The sequence below is a fragment of the Oleiphilus sp. HI0061 genome (assembly GCF_001635675.1).
This window is the reverse complement of record NZ_LWFE01000788.1, coordinates 1-645: the sequence shown is the minus strand read 5'-3', so window position 1 is coordinate 645 and position 645 is coordinate 1. Positions and strand designations below refer to the sequence as shown.

Genomic DNA, 645 nt, shown 5'->3' with positions numbered 1-645 from the left:
GCAATGAGGCAAAAGCAGAGCATTCTACGCTAACATGGCTAGCGATGTTGTTTGCTGCAGGCATGGGCGTCGGGCTGATGTTCTGGGGAGTAGCCGAACCTGTTTCCTATTATACCGGCTGGTACAAAACGCCTCTCAATGTGGCAGCAAACACGCCCGAAGCGGCGAGTATGGCCATGGGCGCGACGATGTATCACTGGGGAATTCACCCCTGGGCGATCTATGGCGTCGTTGCGCTTTCCTTAGCTTTTTTTACCTACAACAAAGGGCTTCCACTCTCTATTCGATCCGTTTTTTACCCGCTGCTAGGAGAGCGTACGTGGGGATGGCCTGGCCACATTATCGATATTCTTGCAGTACTTGCGACACTCTTTGGTCTAGCCACATCTTTAGGGCTAGGGGCGCAGCAAGCGGCGAGCGGTATTAATCACGTGTTTGGCACTGATGGCGGTATCGGCTTACAGATTTTAGTTATCGTGGGTGTGACTGCCTTAGCTATCATCTCGGTCGTTAGAGGCTTGGAAGGTGGTGTGAAGTTACTAAGTAACGTGAATATGGTGATCGCCTTTGTATTATTGATTTTTGTTGCAATGGTAGGCTTAGCTGTAGCGCTGGGGAATGTTCCCACTACGATTGGTGCGTACC

General features: G+C 50.9%; 1 protein-coding gene. It reads left to right on the top strand.

The annotated features are described in order from the left end of the window. Positions 1–645 (top strand): BCCT family transporter (locus A3735_RS09600; protein WP_197485807.1); only part of this gene is annotated, 645 nt, incomplete at both ends.